General features: G+C 31.8%; 13 protein-coding genes and 1 pseudogene. 6 read left to right on the forward strand and 8 right to left on the reverse strand.

Translation table 11 applies throughout. From position 1 onward, the window contains the following. Positions 1-147: 147 nt before the first annotated feature. Positions 148-723, reverse strand: a complete 576-nt coding sequence (locus tag CQ058_RS00735) for a TetR/AcrR family transcriptional regulator (RefSeq protein ID WP_002189654.1) — start codon at positions 721-723, stop codon at positions 148-150. 147 nt (positions 724-870) lie between these two features. Here CQ058_RS00735 and CQ058_RS00740 point away from each other — a divergent pair, with 147 nt between their 5' ends. After that, on the forward strand, positions 871-1,998 hold the full coding sequence (locus tag CQ058_RS00740; RefSeq protein WP_002189652.1) for an alpha/beta fold hydrolase: 1,128 nt from the start codon (positions 871-873) through the stop codon (positions 1,996-1,998). A 179-nt stretch (positions 1,999-2,177) separates the two neighbouring features. On the opposite strand, the gene CQ058_RS00745 is transcribed toward CQ058_RS00740, so the two are convergent. After that, a complete protein-coding gene (locus CQ058_RS00745; protein WP_050551317.1) occupies positions 2,178-2,405 on the reverse strand; it encodes an ArsR family transcriptional regulator in 228 nt (75 codons plus the stop codon). 1,085 nt (positions 2,406-3,490) lie between these two features. Between CQ058_RS00745 and CQ058_RS00750 the strand changes: the two genes are divergently transcribed. The 4 genes from CQ058_RS00750 to CQ058_RS00765 all read left to right on the forward strand — a co-directional run bounded on the left by CQ058_RS00750 (position 3,491) and on the right by CQ058_RS00765 (position 9,085). Beyond that, on the forward strand, positions 3,491-4,534 hold the full coding sequence (locus CQ058_RS00750) for a Fic family protein (protein WP_002016992.1): 1,044 nt from the start codon (positions 3,491-3,493) through the stop codon (positions 4,532-4,534). An 828-nt stretch (positions 4,535-5,362) separates the two neighbouring features. Further along, positions 5,363-6,871, forward strand: a complete 1,509-nt coding sequence (locus CQ058_RS00755; RefSeq protein ID WP_002085466.1) for a spore germination protein — start codon at positions 5,363-5,365, stop codon at positions 6,869-6,871. After that, positions 6,858-7,961, forward strand: a complete 1,104-nt coding sequence (locus CQ058_RS00760) for a GerAB/ArcD/ProY family transporter (protein WP_002189651.1) — start codon at positions 6,858-6,860, stop codon at positions 7,959-7,961. The genes CQ058_RS00755 and CQ058_RS00760 overlap by 14 nt, the downstream gene beginning before the upstream one ends. Beyond that, a complete protein-coding gene (locus CQ058_RS00765; RefSeq protein WP_002189650.1) occupies positions 7,958-9,085 on the forward strand; it encodes a Ger(x)C family spore germination protein in 1,128 nt (375 codons plus the stop codon). Before CQ058_RS00760 ends, CQ058_RS00765 begins: the two co-directional genes overlap by 4 nt. Positions 9,086-9,587: 502 nt before the next feature. On the opposite strand, the gene CQ058_RS00770 is transcribed toward CQ058_RS00765, so the two are convergent. Both CQ058_RS00770 and CQ058_RS00775 read right to left on the reverse strand, forming a co-directional pair. Continuing rightward, positions 9,588-11,024: an MBL fold metallo-hydrolase gene (locus tag CQ058_RS00770; RefSeq protein ID WP_002141829.1), complete on the reverse strand. Its 1,437-nt coding sequence runs from the start codon at positions 11,022-11,024 to the stop codon at positions 9,588-9,590. Between the two features lie 66 nt (positions 11,025-11,090). Further along, positions 11,091-12,290, reverse strand: a complete 1,200-nt coding sequence (locus tag CQ058_RS00775; RefSeq protein ID WP_105589378.1) for an NAD(P)/FAD-dependent oxidoreductase — start codon at positions 12,288-12,290, stop codon at positions 11,091-11,093. Positions 12,291-12,813: 523 nt separating this feature from the next. Here CQ058_RS00775 and CQ058_RS00780 point away from each other — a divergent pair. Beyond that, positions 12,814-13,068: a DUF5065 family protein gene (locus tag CQ058_RS00780; protein WP_078177185.1), complete on the forward strand. Its 255-nt coding sequence runs from the start codon at positions 12,814-12,816 to the stop codon at positions 13,066-13,068. 681 nt (positions 13,069-13,749) lie between these two features. Here CQ058_RS00780 and CQ058_RS00785 read toward each other — a convergent pair. The 4 genes and pseudogenes from CQ058_RS00785 to hblC form a co-directional block, all read right to left on the reverse strand. Continuing rightward, positions 13,750-16,359 (reverse strand): putative mucin/carbohydrate-binding domain-containing protein, encoded by a 2,610-nt coding sequence (locus CQ058_RS00785; RefSeq protein WP_105589379.1) that lies wholly within the window; start codon positions 16,357-16,359, stop codon positions 13,750-13,752. A gap of 511 nt (positions 16,360-16,870) precedes the next feature. Continuing rightward, positions 16,871-18,004: a hemolysin BL binding component B gene (gene hblA, locus CQ058_RS00790; RefSeq protein ID WP_002016983.1), complete on the reverse strand. Its 1,134-nt coding sequence runs from the start codon at positions 18,002-18,004 to the stop codon at positions 16,871-16,873. 31 nt (positions 18,005-18,035) lie between these two features. After that, the gene (hblD, locus tag CQ058_RS00795; RefSeq protein ID WP_142396323.1) at positions 18,036-19,265 is read right to left on the reverse strand and encodes a hemolysin BL lytic component L1; all 1,230 of its coding nucleotides are present in this window, start codon (positions 19,263-19,265) and stop codon (positions 18,036-18,038) included. Positions 19,266-19,327: 62 nt separating this feature from the next. After that, positions 19,328-20,647 (reverse strand): annotated as a pseudogene (gene hblC / locus CQ058_RS00800) (hemolysin BL lytic component L2). Between the last annotated feature and the right edge of the window lie 641 nt (positions 20,648-21,288).

Genomic DNA, 21,288 nt, shown 5'->3' on the forward strand with positions numbered 1-21,288 from the left:
CAAATTAATTCTATTTTGTAACATTATGTAGTAAAGAGTTTATTAAAAACCAATAAAGATTCACAAAAAATCCAAATATCGATTACTTAATTTTTTACAACCACACCCCACACGATAACTACATTATTAAGCAGGTTTCATGATTTATTACATTCTCTCGCCACCTGACAAAATCAGATCAAAAACATATCCCTGCATATTATCGATTAGTTCAACCACATCTGGATTTTTATCGTTGCTCAGCGACCAATTGATTGACACCATTGCGTTTGCTGTATACAACTGAGCTACAAAGTCAATCGGCACACTTACTTCAACCTGCTGCTCTTTCAAATAGGAATAGCAGGCATTATATAAAATGGATTCTAATTCTAAACGTAAATCCGCTGAGGGAACACGTACATGGAGTAAAGTTGCAACCTCTTTTTTTCGCGCTGAGATCTTATCGGTTATCATATTAATAGCTTGAGCCACATTTCCATTCTCTATTAATGCGAAACGAAATTCAATTTCTTCCTTGAACCAGCAGACATAATTTTGCACTAATTTTTCCAAAAGATCATATTTATCTGCAAAATGGCTGTAAAATGTGGACTTACTCACCATAGCATGTATGCAAATATCTTTAGTTGTAATTCGCCCAAACTCTTTTTCGTTCAAGAGGGTAATAAGTGTATTAGAAATATTTTTCTTCGTTTTATAAACGCGAACATCCTCTTCCATTAATAATCAATCTCCTTCCCAAAGTTGCTTATCAAACCATTTATATCCTTATGGTTCGATTTCGTACTTCTTACCCTTTCCTGCTTGTTGTTTCTTTAATATACTTCTCTTATCCTTACCTTGTAGTCAAATATAAGGAGGGATTTTATGTTTAAACAGTATGTAAACAACGAACAGTTCAATTTGCAAATTAACCGTTTTTTCAACGATTTCTATCAAGACGATGAGCGGGCAAATCAGGATTTGCAAGCCATCATCCCAAGACTTACAGACACGGACAGCTGGTATAACACTTGGATAGAATATGCAGCAATGCGGGAGCATCAGAAAGACTTCGATCTGGCTTCGGTTTATTATCAGGCTGCCGAGTTTTATATGGAATCATCCGATCCAAAAAAAGAAAAAGTGTACCAAAAATACCGTGAAACTTTTTATAAGGGCTTTCATGACTTTGAGTATGAAACCTATCAAATTCCTTATGAAGATTCCTATCTTCCTGCAATCAAATTCATGACACCAGGCGCATGTAATACACTACTTTTCTTTGGAGGCTACGATTCCTACATGGAGGAAATGATGAAGATGATGAACTACCTCATAGGAAGCAATTATAATATTATAGTTTTTGATGGACCTGGACAAGGAACAGCACTGAAAAACGGCTTAAAATTCATCCACAACTGGGAGAAGCCCGTTTCCACAGTCATTGACTATTTCAAACTTGACCGTGTTAGTATTCTCGGAGCTTCTTGGGGCGGCTACTTGGCAATGCGTGTCGCCGCTTTTGAAAAACGAATCGACAAAGTCATCGCCTTTAATATTTTTTATAGTGGCCTTGATGCACTCAAGATGCGCATGCCGGATAATATCTGGAATAAATTGACCACGCTTCTGGCTACTAATGAAGCTGACAAAATTAATACCATGTTTAAACAAATGATGGCTACCAGCATCGACCTGAACTGGAAAGTTAAAAAAGGTATGGAAAATACAGGTGAAAAAACGCCATTTAACTTACTTAAAAACTTTGAAAAACATACGATGGCAGGAATCGGTCAGTTCATAAATCAAGAAGTATTGCTCCTGGCTGGTGAAGACGATCAGTACGTTCCAATTAGCCGATTACCGCAAATCGAATCGGAGCTATGTAATGCAGCCTCCATCACTTCTGTAGTTTTCACTAAGAAAACTGGTGGTGAACAACATTGTCAGGCTGGTCATCGTCACTTAGCTTTTGATGAAATTAAAAGATTTTTGCGACATAAATTATATTGAAAAATATGAAGCGTTTTAGCACTTTCAAAATTTTTCTTTTATTAGCACATTAGAACATGGTGACCATCGTGTCACTACTCAAAAAGACTGATATTATTTTCATAAAAGAAATCCCCCACGTATTTGTGGGGGATTATTCTGCGTTTTACTTATAATGAAATATGTGAAGTTTTGTTTATTTACAAACCTAAAATTCCAACAATCTGACTCGCCTTTAGATTAGTAATATAATAGTACATCTCTAAACCCTTTTTTTCAGCCTTTAGCACCTTACCCCTCATTTTCGATAAATGTTGGGAAACAGTGGATTGTGGAATTTTTAAAAGCTTCGTCAATTGTGTAACATTACATTTTTTATACTGAATTAACTCGTTTATAATTATTCTTACTAAATCAAACAAAAAAATTTGAGTAGCCCCCTATTTATTGCACTAATTATAACTAGAGCTAGCCCTTTCCTTTTCTTTAAATTCCTACTTTAACTAGAACATACAGACGTTAAGTGATATGAATTCATTTTATAATGGGGGAATTTTTCACCTTTTCTAAACAACTTATTATATTATTTTTATCTAATAAGGCACAGAAACAAATTAAAAAACTTTAGTGCTCCTGAAAATCTTCTTGAGGAAAAACGTTTTTAGGGTGAAACGTTTTTCAGGATACTTTCATACTGACTCTTTTCCTTAAAATGTTTCTGTACCTAATATTTAAATTAACTTATGTCAAAATATTTCGCAATACAAGCGCTAAATGCTACATGGATATATAGAAAATGACACTTTTTATGAGCATACCCCATCAAATACTTATATTAAATATAGAAAGTCACCTTAATATTATTAAATTTGTTAAATTAAATAATGAAAATGGAGAATACTAACTTTATAATTGTCACAATTTAATTTATATATCTACTCTTTTATTACTCGTAAAAACCATTTGATAATTCCTTCAATATTAATTTATGAAATGCAGAGACCATCTAAAGCAACAATTTTCTTACATTAGATTGTTTTTCTATTTAATTTATTTTGTCGAAAAAAGTCGATATTTTCATATTTTTTTCATTTAATTATTGTACATTTGCACATTTAATGTTAGGATTATGCCTATTCAAATTAGATCCTATTGATTCCTCTTTAAGATTTCTTTATTTTATTTGTGAAAATTAGTTACTTTCTAGTAAATTCCCAGCAATAATACAGCAAACTACACTAATAATAATTCTAAAATTATATTTTCATCTCGTAAATTCATAAAAATGAATTTAAGTCAAACTATATTTTCTATCTGTGTATATTCATTCTTTATTCAAACATGATTAATCATAAGTTCTAACTCGTTAATCAAATTTAAATAACAATTTTGATTCTAAAATAAGTTCAAAATCAAAATAAATATATTGTTATTTCAAAATAATGTTGTAAACTATCTTTAGAATGGAAAGATTTATGTAACAGCATGTTAAGGGGTTACAGGGGGAATAAAAATGAGAAATTTTTTCGATGACAAGTATAAAAATATTGAATTAAAAAGGAGACTATTAAATATAATCAGTGAAATTAGTGAATTAAAAGGAAAATTAGCTGCTTATCAGGAACAAAATCCTGATATATTTACTAGCTTAGAAAAAACCATACCACTTCATTACATAAAAAACTTTACTACTACCTATGAAGATATAAAAGTCCCAAATAAAAGATTAAAAGAACTTATATTAGATGATATAGTACCTCAAAATATTTCGGAAGATGCTATCTTTTGTTTTTATCAAACACTTACTTTTGTACATAAGAATTCCTGTGATTTATTAATCAATCCAGAGACTATACAGGAATTACATTTTCAATTAATACATTACATTACCTCTGACAGTGCCAAATGGCGCGAAAAACCGTTTACTATTCCAGGTATTCCTGAAAACGGAATGCACTTAAATAGTTACCGCATTCTTCCACATGAGCTTATTCCACAAGTAATGGAACAATTATGTGATCAATATAACTCATTAAATTCTAGTAAGGGCCATCATTCACTTTTATTAATAGCTCGTTTTATATTTAATTTTTATTGCATAGTCCCTTTTAATCAGGGTAACGGCAGATTGGCACTTATGTTAATGCAATTGCTATTAATTAAGAGTGGAAATACATTTGTAAAATATGTATGTCTGGATAAATACATTAAGAAAAATGAATCTGAATATTACAATTCGATTTATAAATCTTCGGTAAATTGGTACTGCGAGGAACATAATAGTAGCTTTTGGTTAAAAACGTTTTTAACTATTATATTAGAGGCGTACAAAGATCTTCATAATACAGTTCTAGATTCTATATGTAAGCATACTAAAGTGGAGAGAATTCAGGATTTTATCCTTAAACAAAAACAACCCTTTACTAAGGAGTGTATTCGTAACACATATCCAGACATAGCAGAGAGTACAATCAGTAAGGCTTTAAATTCCTTGCAATTGTTTGGCCATATTAAGCTAGTGACAAAAGGAAGAAATGCTAGTTGGATTAAAGTTTAACTATACTTGTAAAACACTTACAGTTCAAAAAAGAAAATTATAACTTTATCATTTAAATTCATGCCTTTGGACTCTTATTCATTGAATTTCACTTTAATATATTAAGCTATTATTGCTAATTCCTACAAAACGTTTTATAGGAATATTTGTCGAAAAAAGTCGTATTTTACTATTTTTTCTTTATTTTCTGGTTGTAAACGTTTTATTTTCATGTTACCATCTTAATCAAACAATAGATGGTAATAAAAATGAAAATATTTCTTTCCCTTAGAAACATATAAACGTACGGTCATATCAAGAAAATAAGGCCAAAGAAATATTTGATACCTATCCAAATTACCAATAGGAATTTTGCCGCATTAACTTTCTGTTATTTCAGAATAAAACTTCACATTTTGTCCCTAAACAAAATTTGTTAGCGTGCAAAATTCAAATACACTAAAACACCCAAATAAATGAAATGTCCTTTTTTATTGAGCATTGAGGTATGAAAAAATAATTCTTCCTACAAAATTCAGCTGAGTAACATAAAGACATCTAAATTACTACCTTTATCGCCATCTATTGTTGAAAACAGATTTACCAACTATTAAAAAGAACCTATCAAGGGTTCTTTTTTATTATAATCATTCAAATTTCACTTCTATCTTGATACTTAGATTTCTACACAAATTACATCTACTTTTTTACTCTCAATTATTGAATTTATAATATAGTACTTCAATTTTAGTTATTCTTGATCTCAATCCGTTTAAATTAGTGAATAAAATTCAAACATATAAAAATAATAACTACAACTAATCGTTATATATTAAAGAGGTGTCAATTTTGTCCTTAAATGAAAAGACCCTAGAAACAAAGACAGATAAAACCATTGAAAAAATCCAAACAAGTAACTTAAAAGAACTTAAAAATACATTAGATAACATCTTTGATATTAGTGCAGATTTGATTGAACATCCTTTGCAATTAAAAACAAACACGAATATTTTACTATATTATTTTGAAGGCCTTACAGATGGTGTTGCATTAAAAGGAAATGTTGTTACACCATTATTACAAGAAGTGAATGAAGACAGTCAAATATTTAATTCTAATATTATTGCTACTCATACCAAAATAGTATATACGTGGAATGAAATTAAAGAAGGATTACTTGAGGGACAATGTGTACTGTTTATGGAAGGAGAAAAGAGGTCCCTTCTAATAAATACAAAAGGCTGGGCAGAAAGAGCGATTCAAGAACCCATTTCAGAAGTTACTATTAAAGGCTCACATGATGGGTTTATTGAGAATGCCACAAAAAACATAGGCTTAATTCGTCGATATATTCCTTCTACTGAATTGAAAATTAAAAAAATGACAATTGGAGAACGCGCCACTTCTTTAGTCTATTTAATTTACTTAGGGGATGTAGCAAACGAAGATGTGGTCCAAGAAATAGAAACTAGAATCTGTAAAATTAAAACGGATGCGGTATTGAGCATTGGAGAACTATCTAATTTTACAAAGGATCAAAATTGGACTCCTTTTCCACAGGCTTATTTAAGTGAACGCCCAGATGCCATTTCTAATCATATACTTGATGGAAAAGTAGCAGTGTTAATTGATAGATCTCCTGGTGCGATGATTGTCCCAATGAATTTAATTGGATTTTTTCAGACTCCAGATGATTATAATATACATTGGCTCATTGCATCATTTTTTCGCTTATTACGATTTGCAGGATTTATTATAGCTATTTTTTTACCCGCAATTTATATTGCTATAGTCTCTTTTCACTTTGAAATCATTCCTTTAGATCTATACACTTCTATTGCAACGTCAAGAGTTAAAGTCCCTTTCTCTCCTTTATTGGAAGCTTTTATAATGGAAATCACACTAGAAATGCTACGTGAAGCTGGTATTCGCTTACCACAACCAATTGGACAAACAATTGGAATTGTTGGAGGGATTGTAATTGGGCAGGCGGCTGTTCAAGCTGGTCTTGTGAGTAACGTTATGGTTATTATCGTATCTATTACCGCCATTGCATCATTTATTGTTTCTAATTATGATTTATCAAGTTGTATTCGGCTTATTCGTTTTCCAATGATGTTATTAGCCTATTTTTATGGGATTGTAGGTATTGTTAGTGGATTAATGCTCTTATTTGCTCATTTTGTTTCATTAACTTCCTATGGTTCACCATATGGATTGCCAATTGCACCATTTCGTCTCCAAGAGTTAAAAGATTCTTTTGTAAGATTTCCTATTTCCATGATCACCACCCGCTCGAGTACAGGACAGCCGGAACAAAAAAAGAAAAAAGAAGGTGGTTCGCATGGGGAATCTTAAATTTCAAAACATAACTTTATTTGAATTTATTGTTTTCATCCATTCACTGCAACTTGCATCGGGTATGTTAATTATGCCAAGCCCACTTGCTACTACCGCTGGCACAGATGGCTGGATTTCTATCATTCTGGGATGGATGGTTACTTCTATAATTGGCGTATTTATTGTATTAATGTTACAAAAAAGTCCTAGCAAAAATTTCTCACAGATTTTAAAAACATACTTTGGTAAATGGCTAGGAACAATTTTTCTTCTTTTATATGCCTTTTATCTATTTTTTGCTGGTTTTAATACTTTATTAAAGGCAACTGACATTATAAAAGTGTGGATATTCCCTTCCACTCCTGCTTTTCAAATCGCCATATTATTACTATTGCCTTTTATTATTTTATCATTGAGTGGGATAAGGGCTCTTACTAGTTATTCTATGCTTGTTTTCTTCTTCACTGCTTGGATGCCACTATTTCTTCTGTTTTCATTAAAGAGTAACTACAATCCTTTACACCTACTACCTATTTTTAAAGATGGCATATCCCCTATTGTAAAGGCAACAAAAGAAACAATTACCCCTTATGCTGGCTTAGAAATTGCATATTTTATTTATCCGTTCTTACAAAAAAAACAAAAAGCCATAAAAGGAATACTAATAGCGAATACTGGAACCATGTTTTTCTATCTATATGTGACTATTCTTTCTTATATATACTTTAGTCCGGAGGGGATAAAAGACGTAATTTGGCCAGTATTTCATTTGTTAAAAGGGGTTCGTTTTTCATTCATAGAACGATTAGAAATTATATATATCGCTTACTATTTGATTGTATTTTCTACTACAATATATCCGTATTTATTTTTCAGTTTTGAATCTGTGACCATTTTACTTCAAAAAAATGCTCGCAATTGGGTGCTCGTTAGTTTTATGTTTTTAATAGTCGGCTTATTTATTTTTCTAAATCCCGACGTGGATCAATATTTGTTTATATATTCTCTTATGGATATCTTAAATATCATTTTTTTTATTCTATTACCAATCTTTTTTTTCGCATACAGCATTCTTTTCACTTGGTTAACTAGGAGGAAACAACTTTGATTCGAAAATGGATATGGATTGTAACTTGTTGTGTATGTTTAATCGGTTGTAGTCAAAGAATCCCTCTTGAACAGGTTTCATTAATCCTGTTAATCGCCTTAGATAGAACTTCTAATGGAGACATAAAAGTGGGCACAAGCATACCACTCTTTCATCATAAACAGCAAAGAAGTACTATAGAGCAATGGACGCGGGCATCCACTGTATATAATGGATTCAGTAAAATAGATACGAAGTTAACGGGCTATATGACAGCCTCAAAAGCTGAAATCATTTTAATTGGGAAAAAATTGGCCCAAGAAGCAAATTGGATGCAGGAGCTTGATTCTTCTTACCGTGATCCTTACGCTACCATTAATGCTAAAGTAGTACTTGTTGATGGACCTGTAGAAGAAATTTTCACAATTAATAAGCCCGATAAACCATCACTACCATCTTACATAAGTAGTGTAATCGAATCCTCCATTCAAAATAATCAATCCGTTTCTTCCACGATTCAACAATTAATGAGAGAAAAAAATGAAGAAGGAATGACACAAGCTGTTCCAGTTATAAAAAAAACAAAGAATGAAATCGACACGGTAGGAATTGCACTTTTAGATCGACAAGGTAAATATTTAAGCCGTATCCCTAAAAAAAATGTTAAGTTCTTCAATCTTTTAAATAAGCCCAAAAATAAAGGCCGGATGATACTACACCTTGTGCTTCCACCTAAAAAATCCAGCCAAAAACCAAACACTTCTATATTAATACAGAATGCGACTAGGAAAATAGATGTTAATTTTCAAAAAGGAAAGTTTGTATTTAATTTCGATATAAACGCTAATGTAGCTGTAATAGAAAAAACTAACGCACATTTAATTAAGGAGCATTATGATAATAAAAAAAACATACATAATTTAGAAAATGAGGTTCAAAAAGAAATTAATGAGAAATTACAAAATATGTTGTATGAATTACAAAAGAATAAAATTGATCCTATCGGATTATCGTTATATGCTAGAGCTTTTCAATATAACGAGTGGAAAAAAATAAAAGGAAATTGGTTGCAAGCGTTAGCAGAGGCTAAAATAAATGTAAAGACACACGTCAAAATAAAAGATACTGGGACCATTAGAAATTAGATTAGCCTATTCTTTTATTTGACAGCATTTCTCAGTCGAATTTCCCTTCCTCAATAATTATGATATAAAAGACGCTAATTCAAAGAAAAATCTTTCGGTTAAATGCTAACCAATAGATTTTTCTTTTTTCTCTAACCAGTTCTTTTAAAAGGGCAACAATTTAACTACGGTAATCAAGTACAAGTTTCTAATTTAAGGAATTTAAGAACTTATAACTCTATTGCAGTAAACATGCCAGATACCATTATCAAAGCCGAAATTCCTAAGTTAAGGGGTTTCGGCTTTTTGAGTTCGTTCGAATATCTTAGTTTTAGTTTTATGTACTTTGATAGAATAGATACACATCAGCATATTTGTGCTTAATTTTATCGTTTAATGCGGCTTTAATAAATCATTTTTAGTTTATATATCCCATACTGATAGCAATTGAATTTTATTATTTATCCCCTTAGATTATTTCAAATGATTCTATTTTCTTTCCATTTGACTCTTTTGATATATTTCAAATTTCTTGATTACATGTTGTATAGGGGAGCCCTTCTTTTTTCCACGTAAGAAATCCTCCCTTTAAATTAACTACTTTCTTTATATCAGCTTTTTGTAAAATGCTAGCTGCTATAGCGGAACGTAACCCCGTTCGACATTGTAAAACTATTGGACAATTTTTCGGTACATCATCTAGCCGTTCAAGTAGATTACCTAAAGTGATATGTATTGCATCATGAAGATGTCCTTCATCCCACTCTTTTTTACTACGCACATCGATAACCTTTACACTTCCATCTTTTATTAACGGATATAATTCATTTGATGTTTTTTCCTTATAAATCTCTAAACTATGGAATCTTTGAATTACCTTTGAAGGTGCAAAAGCAATAATATTATCTAAGCCAATGGACTCAAAGTCTCTAATAACTTCCTCCACTTTAACATTTTCCGCATCTAAAATTATTAAAGTTTCTTTTTTATAATCTAATATCCCCCCACACCAAGTTGTGAAAGAATTGTTATAAGGTATGTTAATTGACTTCTCGATGTGGCCAGCAGCAAAACACTCTACATCCCTTATATCAACTATTTGCTGAACACCCCTCATCACTTCTTGAAGTTCTTCTATTATATAAATAGCAGTAATCTCTCTCTTCTTACGAGTTGGTGGACCATACTTATTTAAATGCTTCATTAATGGAAAATACTTTGGAGGCTCTGGCTGTCCCGTCAATAAATTCGATATAAAATTATCTTCATCATTACATTGAAACGCCCAATTAAACATCTTTTCATAACCTAATGTGGAAGTTGGAATTGCTCCTAATGCTTTTCCACATGCACTTCCTGCACCATGTGATGGCCATATTTGCAAATAATCGGGGAATATTTTTATTTTTTGTATAGAATCAAATAATTGTTTCGCTCCTATTTTTGCGGTATCTTTAATACCAACAGCAATTTCTAATAAATCGGGTCTACCTATATCTCCTACAAATATAAAATCACCTGTGAATATTCCTATCGGTTTATCATTCATATAATTATTTTGACTTGTATCGGTTACTAAAAAGGAAATACTTTCAGGCGTATGCCCTGGGGTATGAATGACATTGAATTTTATATGACCAACCTTAAACTCTGTTCCCTCTCTAACCAAATTGTATCGGCCCTCGTTAAGATTTTGATATTTCCAATCACTATCTCCTTCATCTGATACATATAAATTTGCATTAAAAAGAAGGGAAAGTTCTCTAGACCCAGATAGAAAATCTGCATGAATATGAGTCTCAGCCGCAGCAATTACTTCCATTCCCTCTTTCTTAGCAAATTCTATATATTGTTCTATATAGCGGCTGGGATCAATAACAATTGCTACGCCTTCCTTCTGACAACCAACTAAATAGGAAGCATGAGCTAATTTTTCATCATAAAAATATTTTAAAAGCATAGCTATTCCCTCCAAATGCTTATTTCAAATTACTTCTCGGTTGTTACAACAACTCTCTATCTTTCCTTATAGAATCCCTTTCAACATTAAATTCCAATACATATAGGGCAACATATACCTTTTAAGTAAAAACATACTATACCGTTCTTTCGCTTGATTAAACGGAAACGTTTCTTGAGGCTCATGTTCATAGTTAAATTCAGCGAGTATAAGACTTTTATATCCTGTAACAATCGGACAGGATGTATACCCATCATAATTAGCCTGCAAATCTCTTCCATTAAGTACGTCCAAAATATTTTGTTTTAAGACAGGTATTTGTTTTCGAATTGCCGCTCCAGTTTTAGATGTAGGTAAATTGGTACAATCTCCAATTCCAAAAATATTCTTATATTTTACATGCTGCAAAGTATAAGGACTTATATCTACCCACCCCTGATAATCACTTATCTCACTTTCTTTAATAAAGTTAGGTGGCCCCATTGGTGGAACAACATGTATCATACTATATGGTACTGTTTCTCGTTTCAGTGTTTGCGTATCTTCAAAAATTGCTTCTCTCTTTTCAGCGATAATTTCTACTAAGTTTTTATTATAGTTCGTTATAATTTGCTTTCTTTCTAGTACTTGTTCTAATGTTTCAGCATAACGCGGTACCTGAAATATGTTAGCGTTCGCAGAATAAAACATTACTTCACTTCTGTTTTTCAAACCGCCATTACAAAAATACTCTTCTGCTAAATACATAATTTTTTGTGGGGCGCCACCACATTTAATAGGAGTATTGGGGTGGGTAAAAATCGCATTTCCTCCTTTGAATTTTTCAATTTCTCTCCAAGTAGAATCAACATATTTATAAGAATAATTGCTACAAACCCCATTGGTCCCAATAGACTCCTTTAAGCCTTTAATACCACCCCAATTTATTTGTATACCGGCTGCTACAATAAGAATCTCATATTCAAGTAGCATTCCATCATCTAAAAGTATCTTATTTTGATCTGGAAACAACTTAACAACACTTTTAGGAATCCACGTTGCTCCTTTTGGAATAAGTGATTCTTGATCACGCATCGTACATTCCTTTGAAACAATTCCTCCCCCAACTAAACTCCATAGTGGTTGGAAGTAATGTTTTTTAGATGAATCGATAATAGCTATACTTTCTTTCAATAGGGATACATTTCGTAACAAATGTGCAGTAGAAGATAGTCCTGCAGTCCCAGCGCCAATCACAATAATTTTATAATTATCTCTGGTCTTCATTATCCTCTTCCTATCTGAATTTAATTTTTAAGTTAACTAATTATTAGCCTTATTTCATCGTAGTAACAATATTATAAGATAAAAATACTATTATTTTATCTTATTAAAACGAATATTCCGTTAACTTCATCCGTCGACATTACTATATGCGTAAATCCCTTATGTTACTTCTTTAATTTGTTTCAAACTCTACAAACTTTACATTTCTCAATATTAGCCTGTATCCTATCTCACTTTAATGACATTACACTTCTATAGATAATGAAATGCAAGTTTCTTTGGTATGGTTTGTCCATCCTCCTTTTCAGGAGATAGACAAAAACAATCTTATTCCAATAGCTATATTACCTATTCTTTTTTGAATCTTTGTTATAAATATCTATACATGCATTTGAGAACGTCTTTGTTGTTTTTCCAGTCCCTCAATAATGTGAGAATTGCTATTACCATATTTCCCGTAGCCTTTGATTTATAGGGAGCTGAAAATAGTACATACCAACCCGACTGGAATATTGAACACCTCATAACAGGAGATACTTTCTACTTAACTCAACGTTTTGGTAGAGCGCATTTTGGTGCCAAAATGAAGATTTTCAAGGTTCACCCTGACGGTACTTTACAACGCTTTATTACAATTGAACCAGAATTTATTACTACGCCTAAAGGGTTAGAAATTTGGAGAACACCAATTACAAATGTATATACTAAAGGGACATATATTGCAGTAATTAAGTATAACGGAGAATTTACCTACTCAAATCATTTTCAAATTAATTAACTCTTTCCTACTCAATAGCTAGAATTGATTAATTAGGTAGCTATGAAGAATTAAGATCTTAACCAGCTTTAATTGGATTTTACCTTTTTTAATATAAACACATTTTACTTTTAATAGAAGTAAGTTAACTATTATATCCACCTACTCTTCGTATGCAATATTGCATACGAAGGGCCTTAAATATTTTGGTATACTATGCATGTGGATTTTTCATCCAAAATTCCACTCAAACGCATATTTATGTATATGCCGACCCTAATTGCTAAAAGTGAGAAGAATGTTATTCATTCTTCTCACTTTTTTTATTTAAAATGTGTGCTTGTACTTAGGTCTTTAGATATTTTACATTTTGAATCTTAATACTAATCCACGTATGTGAATTTCCTTATAAAAATAAACTCCAAAATAGAATTAATCTTCCAAATTCCACCTATGGAGTCAGTTGTTTTCTAAAAAACATTCCAGCGTTTTTATCAATTGATTTTAGAATAGTTAAATAATAATACCGTATACAAGCTCTGCATAAATTATTCATTTTCTTTTATATAATACCTACCTTTTTACTTCTAATAAATCATTAAACATTGGATTATATTTCACTTTTATATAAATAAAAGCCAAATAGCCGTTCATAATGAACGACTATTTAGCATCTTACTAATAATTTGAATGTTCTTCATGTTAATCTATTTTGTTTAATCCCGTAGAAGTAACTTGATAGGTTCTTTTTTTACCTATATATTCTTGTTTATTATTCTCAAGGTTAATAAGTGTAGCCCGTGTCTTTTCCTTTACTGCTTCCCCTTCTATATGGGTAAACTCGATATAATCTCCCACTTTGACTGGCACAGTTTGTCTTTCAGCAGTTTGCTGTCTATTTCCCACTATTTCCTTATTGTACACAACACTACCGGATGAATTCTGTACTTTGATACTTGCATACGTATTATTAAAATAAGAATGTGGTACGCCTGCTTCTAAATTCACCTGCATTTTCTCTGTTACCCTATTATAATCTACTTTTGCGATTTCTCTATCACTATATCCCTTTAAAGACCAACCAAATTGATTTCCGTCTAAAACCGTTGCTTCTGGCATCTTTTCTACTTTCTTCAGACCTTCTTTTGTAACTTCGTACATTGCTTTTTTTCCAAAGCTCTCTTGTTTACTGTTGTCTACATTTGTGAAAGTAGCTCTATGCACACCTTCTAAATGTGTTAACTCAATATAATCGCCTACTTTAACTGGAACTTTTTGCAATTCAGCATTTTGTTGTTTGTTTCCATAAATGTCTTTCTTGTATACTACTTTCCCTGATGCATTTTGTACTTTAATACTCGCATATGTTTCATTAAAATAATGATGTGGTACGCCTGTTTTTAAGTCAACTTGCATTTCTTCTGTCGACTTATTGAAATTGATTTTAGCAAACTCGAAATCACTAATTCCTTTTAGTGACCATGCAAATTGATTTCCATCTAAAATTGTTACTTCTGGCATTTTTTCTACTTTCTTCAAGCCTTCTTTTGTGACTTCATACATTGCTTTTTTTCCAAAGCTTTCTTGTTTACTGTTGTCTACATTTGTGAAAGTAGCTCTATGCACACCTTCTAAATGTGTTAACTCAATATAATCGCCTACTTTGACTGGAACTTTTTGCGATTCAGCATTTTGTTGCTTGTTTCCATAAATGTCTTTCTTGTATACTACTTTTCCTGATGCATTTTGCACTTTAATACTCGCATATGTTTCATTAAAATAATGATGCGGTTCGCCTGCTTTTAAGTCAATTTGCATTTCTTCTGTCGACTTATTGAAATTGATTTTAGCAAATTCGAAATCACTAATCCCTTTTAGTGACCATGCAAATTGGCTTCCTTCTAAAATATTATTTTCATTAGGCACATCTGGTTTAATTGGATTAGAATCCGTACCCTTCCAAATCTCTGCTGTTAAAATTGGATATCCTAATGCAGCCACTTTTTGAATGGTATCGTTATTTGGACGCAATCCCCACTTCTCAAAGAAAGGTATCAAATTTTGTTTGGCTACTTTTGATGCCGAAATCATAAATAATTGTTTTTTATTTTCATCAGTTTGTGGAAGTTCACTTGAAGACATGTCTCTATACAATTGATGCAATTTAGGATAGAAGTCCTCTCCATATGCTAACTGTAGTTGCCAAAGCATAACAAGCTTAACAAAAACATCACTAACTTCGTCATAATTTTTATTAGGTTGTTCTAAGTATTGAAATGCCTTAGTATAAGCGCCCTCCTGTTGCAATCTAAAAGATTGATTAGATGTAAATGCTTTTTCTACAGAAAGGCTGTAAATATTATTTTGTACTTCTGTCATATTATAAAACTTCCAAGGTGATTGCTGTCTCAAATGCCCTGCCTCATGCCAAGGACCCCAGCCATCTTTTATAAATTTATTAATATTTAACACGTATTGGATTGCATCTCCTACATATGCGGTTCGATAAGAAGTTGCATACATATAATAATCGGGAGAATGATTTTCTTCTACGTAATGAATATAATGTTTATCTACTTGTTCCTCGGATAAACCAGCTACTTTGTCTTGAATTCGAGTAGCTTCATCCATCTTTTTTAAGAGTTGTACAGGATCTGTATTAGAACCTAACAAATATTTCTTAACACGTGCAGGGCTGGCCGTAATTAATACACGTTCTCCTTTTAACTCCACTGCATGTGCATTGGGATATTGGTCCAGCATGTTTATTAAATCTTGTTTCGTATGCTTTCCTAGTTCAAAAAAAGGAGTAGTCGTTCCACCTGTTGTGACTGTTGTTCGAATGGTACCACCTTGTTGTTTATTATAAAAATAAATCATCCCCCCATTTGGAGATTGGATTGTGTTTATACCAGGTTTTAATGTAAATGATTTTATTTTAGAGTCTTCTCTCCAAGAAGCATCATACGAATACGTTCCAATGTATGCTTGAATATTTTGATTTCCTTCTACATTAATCGTTATTTGTTCATTTGGCTTTGCATATAAACCAGTGGGTTCATATGGACTAAATGCCATACTTTTTCTTTCCTGTTGTTTCAGTACCTCAACATCCCCTTTTCCTGGGACTGTATATATTCTGTTTTCTGATTTAACTGACTTTTCCTCTTGCAGTGATGTCGATATTTTTTTTTGCTGCTTTGTTTCCTCTGCAAAGACATCTGATGAAGAAACCATTCCAGTCGTAAGCATAGTTACTGTAGCGGTAGCTGCAAGTATTTTTCTAGTTTTATATTTTGAGTTATTCCCCATATTATCTCCCTCATTTTCCCTTAGTACATTTAAGGATTATTATTTTATTTATTACGTTTTTACACCAAAAATTTTTTACGCTATTTATGTTGTATCTAATACTCTATTTTTTCTCATAATAGTCTCCTTTTCTTTATTTCTAATTGTTTATAAATGTTATTTGATGACACATAAAATAACAACTTTACGATAAACTCATCAATAACAACCTATTATGTTTTGATTTAGTATTCTTAACTTCCATCTAATTGTATAAAAGTATTCAATTAGGAAAATAAGAATATAAAGCTCACTAATCATAGATTAGGTTTTATGGAAAAATTCATAAAAATCATTCACCTTAAAAATTCAAACTTGTATAACTACTTTCTACATATAGGATGGAATTATAAAAATATTTCAATAAAATAAAAGACAGAGGCCTGATGATACCTCCGTCTTTTCAATTTATAAAGAACAAAAAATCATTTTATAACTGTATAAATGCCCTTGCAACAAATACTGTATTCCGCTATTTTTTTGAAGAAACAGGATCCATTTTTAATGTTTTTATCCCTTCTTTTAATGTAAACGCATCCGCTCTCAATGTTTTCCAACTATCTTTCGCTGCATTCAAATTAGGTTTTAGGAATTTGAATTTATTTTGATCCGCTTTTTGGGATGCTTTATCAATATGACTAAGCACTCCCGAATATTGAGAATCTAAATCATGCCATTGTGCAGACATATAGGTAAGTGCATTAATAGCCGATCCAATCGCATTGTGCATTTCATTAATATTATTATACGCAACACCAACTACACGATTTAATGTTACTTTATAATCTATAGTCTGACGTAATTGTGCTAACAACGGCTCTAACGTACCTAAATTATTTCTTGCTACCCCTATCATTACACCACCAGCAATCCACGTAGGAATTGAGGGAATTGATACAGTTATTATTCCATCTGATTCTACTTGTTTAAAATGTCTTACTTGCTCTAAAACTTCATTTAGGCGCTTTTCATCTTCATCAATTCCAGATGCTTGGTTTTTCAGAATCGAATGCAAAATATCTTTATGACCTGCAAATGCTCGGACATCTTCTCCAATACTATCTCTTAACTTAGCCAGTTCTTGTATTAAATTCTGTGTATATGCTTGATTTTGTTTAATCTCACCTTGTAAATCTGTCATGCCTTCTTTTAATGTGTCTGCATCCCCTTCATTAATCGCTTCTACTAATGTGTCATAATAATTGTCGAATTTAGTATCATACTCTACAATCCCCGTCAGTGTATCTAAAAGTTGTTTTTTTATGTGTGAATCCCATTTCGTAGCATGCTCTCTTGCATTCTTTTGATCTTGTAGAATTTGACTAGGTAGATTTGTATATCCTTTAATGTCAATGCCTTCAAAGTTAACATCTGGGTTTTTAATTAACAAATAAGAGTAATCATTCATGGATTTTGCAAATACCCCAGCATCTTGCAAAGCTTTTTTCATCTTTTCGCTGTTTACAGAAAGAGATATATCTTCGGTACTAGTTTGTTCCATTTTACTTTCACTTGCGAAGGCTGCCACTGGAGAAACTACAGTAGTTGTTGTCAGAGTTAAAAACGTCGATACAGCAAGTAGTTTATAAGGAAAGTTTTTATTCATTTTAATTCCTCCTATACATATATATTGATTTTTAATTTGTTTTTTCTTGTTTAAAAGCAATGTCTTTTGAAATGAATTCTGCATCCTTATGAATATCATTCCAACTTTGTTTTGCAGCCTTTAAATCATCAGGTATTAAAGAAAGTTTATGTTCTTGCATTTGGTCGATATTATCATATAGATCTTTATAATTCGCTCCCATCGTATTCCATTGTTGCTGAATACTTGTTAGAGACATAATTGCTTGATCAACTGTTTGATACAAATATGTTAAAGTGTCTTTTGTATTAGTAAGTGAAATAACTGCTTGGTTAGCTAAATCAGCTTTCATACTTAATTCTCCAATTTTATTCGAAATTTCATTATAGGAGTTCATATGATTAGATGCCTCAACACCAGCTGCTGTTCCTAAACCGATACCAGCTGCCCCTAGAGCTGTTAGACCACCAACAACAGCTGGTGTCGCTGTGCCACCGGTCACAACAATTACTACCGCTCCTGCAATCGTTCCAATAACTAAAATAGCTGCTCCTAATCCACCACCAATTGACCAGGCTAATACATTATCAAAATGTGCTTTCTGCGTAGAACGTAAATTCTCAATTTCGGCCTGAAGTTGTGGGAATAGTGCTTGTTTTCCCGCTAATATAGCCGTTAATCCCCCTTGTCCATCTGGACCTCCAACATTATTTTTAAAATCTACAGTATTTGTATACAACTTTGTTTTGAAAGCTTCTAACATCTTAATAACTTCCGTAACTTCATTTGAATTTGTATGAATTGTACCGATTAAATCCCCTATTCCTTCTTTGAGGCCCGCCTTATCTTTCTTTTTTACAGTATCTACTAGTGTGTCGTAATAATTTTGAAATTGTTCATCATAATTTACAATATTACGTGCTGTCTTTTGAATGTTTGGCTTCGCTGTATCTAGCCAGTAATTTGCATTGATTCGTGACAGTTCCTGATTCAGGTGAATGTTTTTGATTAATTCTCCCCCTCCTGAACCTAAATCAATGTTGGATAAATTTACATTCGGTTGCTTAATCATTGTTTTTGCGTACAAATCCATTACAAGAATATGAGAGCCTGTTTCAGCCAACACTTTCTTTAACCCTTCAGGTCCTAACGCATAATTTTCTATTTTCTGTTCTTGTGCTGTCTGTTCTTGTGCAAGTGCGTGAATAGTACTACCATTCGTAGCAGTTATAACTGTTGCTAAAGTGGCCAAAGTTATGACCTTAAATGGAAATTTCATTATTTGATTCTCCTCCTTATTTTCAATTGAGTTATTATCTTTTTATTAAACCTAAATTCTTAATATTAAAATTTATAAACTTGTTCTTCGAGTTGATTTGTTACATTTTTTAGTCGTCTTAATGTATCTTTTTGAGACTGAGTGTTACTAGTATCAACTTCAGTCACTAATTTTGTAATACTATTATTTATTAGATTCAAATCCTCTTTATAACGTTTCATTAGCTCAATTTCTCCATCTACTTGATTAGCAAATGTATGCAAATCATTTTGCATGAAAAGAATCATTGATTTTTGTAAATCTGCTACTGTTAATTTAGTTGTTAAGTCATATAATTTCTGATTTTGTTTCTCTAAATCATTTAAATATACTCTTTGCTCTGCTGTTAGTTTATTAATTTCGGCAAAGGTACTATATGTTTTTTAAATTTTTTCAGGATCAATCACTTTCATAAGATCATACTCTTTCGTTTTTGTAACTGCAGCTGCAGCAATCTCACCTTTTTTACTTTTCTCTATCGCTTCACGTGCTTCTTTTTTTGCAGCTTCAATTTCTATAGCTGATTTTCCCTTTTCTGTTGCTTCCTGCTCTGCTTTCTTCTCTGCTTCTACAATAGTATTATTTATTTCTTTTCCTTTGTTATACGCTACTACCGCTGTTTGAGCAGCCGGTTCAATGATATCTTTTGATAGGCTATAAATTTCTTGGAATACCTTTAGCCCTTGTTCATTTAAAGCTCCTGGTAATAATGCTATTTGCTCTAAATCATTTTGAATTGATTTTTTTGTATTTAGCATTTCATTTTTTAACTTGTCTATTTTTCCTGTTCCCTCTGAACTAAGTACACTCTGTGCTTTTACCACATCTGTATCAAGATTTTTCAGTTTCTTATCTACCTGTAGTTTAAGATCTGTTAACTCATTAATCTGACGTTGCACGTTTTCTTGGTTTGTTATAGTCATATCTTGGAGAACTTCCAGTCTATCTATAAACCCTTCTTTATCTTCCTTATTATCTACAAATCCTTTTAATGTTGGATAATAGCTATTAAATTTGGTTGCAAATCCTTTACTTTTTGAATTTAGTAGAATTAATTTTGGATATAGTTCTGATGACCACTCTTTCATATCTTGTTTAATTAGAAATTGAGTTGTATTTAAAGATGGAACTTCTTCAAGTTGCACATTCGGACTTGCTAAGGCTCCATCTATAAAGGTTTGTGTTAATTTGGAGTGTGCACCTATTTTTCGTAATGCTGAGGAAATATCTATATTTTCTTGTTTCATTTCTGCCTGAACGATTGGCGTTGCGAGAGTATTGATAGGAATAGTCGCTCCAGTAACGATTGATGTTATTAAAAATCCTGTCATAATTTTATTCTTCATTCCGTACACCTCTTCACTATTGTCTTTTACAGTTTTAATCGTAAATGTTGTACAACCTAACGTTAGGATTTCTTCACATATACTTGAGGATAAAGATTTTTCCAAAAAAGTAATTACATCTCGTTTTTTATTTATTTTTGATAGAATATAAGGACCTTACTTCCCCCTCATTTTAAACACTATGTTTTTCATAAGTAAACCAGAAAATCGCTTTGATTAAATTTGATTTTTCAGATATTAATTATTCAAATTATAAAATATTATATTTAAAAAAGTTAAATCCAAATTTCATTTCATAAAGTGAAATAATTATACTATGATAATTAAACATAAAAATCCTTTTATTCCCCAAATCCTATATGAATCCCTCATCCGGAAATGATTTTAATATAATTTAATAGTGATTGACGCATATGTGTCTTTTATATGGATATGTAAAATTACATATTCATATAGGAGTAACTAGCATATATACGCCAAAATATTATTATCGTATATATAATAATCATGTTACTACGAACACCACAGGAGAAAACTCCCCTCATGCACTTTAGAGGATAAATTATCCATGAAATAATAATTTTTGCTTGTATACTTACTATTATTATAGGAATACAAAAAAGCGATTCTTTTCACAGTAA

The sequence above is a fragment of the Bacillus sp. MYb56 genome, assembly GCF_002976445.1.
Lineage (GTDB): Bacteria > Bacillota > Bacilli > Bacillales > Bacillaceae_G > Bacillus_A > Bacillus_A mycoides.

What these genes read in the sequence shown, in the direction of transcription:
- CQ058_RS00775 (WP_105589378.1), bottom strand. Translation starts at nt 12,290, where the DNA reads ATGAAGACCAGAGATAATTATAAAATTATTGTGATTGGCGCTGGGACT.
- hblA (WP_002016983.1), bottom strand. Translation starts at nt 18,004, where the DNA reads ATGAATAAAAACTTTCCTTATAAACTACTTGCTGTATCGACGTTTTTA.
- CQ058_RS00770 (WP_002141829.1), bottom strand. Translation starts at nt 11,024, where the DNA reads ATGCTTTTAAAATATTTTTATGATGAAAAATTAGCTCATGCTTCCTAT.
- CQ058_RS00750 (WP_002016992.1), top strand. Translation starts at nt 3,491, where the DNA reads ATGAGAAATTTTTTCGATGACAAGTATAAAAATATTGAATTAAAAAGG.
- CQ058_RS00740 (WP_002189652.1), top strand. Translation starts at nt 871, where the DNA reads ATGTTTAAACAGTATGTAAACAACGAACAGTTCAATTTGCAAATTAAC.
- CQ058_RS00760 (WP_002189651.1), top strand. Translation starts at nt 6,858, where the DNA reads ATGGGGAATCTTAAATTTCAAAACATAACTTTATTTGAATTTATTGTT.
- CQ058_RS00735 (WP_002189654.1), bottom strand. Translation starts at nt 723, where the DNA reads ATGGAAGAGGATGTTCGCGTTTATAAAACGAAGAAAAATATTTCTAAT.
- CQ058_RS00785 (WP_105589379.1), bottom strand. Translation starts at nt 16,359, where the DNA reads ATGGGGAATAACTCAAAATATAAAACTAGAAAAATACTTGCAGCTACC.